Source organism: Campylobacter concisus UNSWCS (assembly GCF_000466685.1).
Classification (GTDB): Bacteria; Campylobacterota; Campylobacteria; order Campylobacterales; family Campylobacteraceae; genus Campylobacter_A; species Campylobacter_A concisus_A.
Genome location: NZ_ANNG01000114.1, coordinates 1 through 268, shown reverse-complemented (window position 1 = coordinate 268; position 268 = coordinate 1). Strand labels below are relative to the sequence as shown.

At 29.9% G+C, this 268-nt stretch carries 1 protein-coding gene; it reads left to right on the top strand.

Annotation, left to right across the window (positions count from 1 at the left end; translation table 11 throughout):
* Nucleotides 1-268 (top strand): hypothetical protein (locus tag UNSWCS_RS12155; protein WP_035144168.1); only part of this gene is annotated, 268 nt, incomplete at both ends.

Genomic DNA, 268 nt, shown 5'->3' with positions numbered 1-268 from the left:
ATATAATCCAACTGTTGAAGAGAAGCCAGTTTTAAAAGACTATATAATAAAATTTAAGCATATTTCCAAAGAAGATGTTGTATCTGCCTTGTCTTTGTTTAGCGAAAATATAAAATATACTGTTTATAGTGATAGGGTATTGCTTCTTACCACTGAAAGCCAGTATAAGATTATTGATAATCTCATTAATGGGCTTGATACTAGCTATCAATTACGACAGCTTAGCTTTACTATTATTAGCACAGATAACACAAAGCTTAAAGAGATT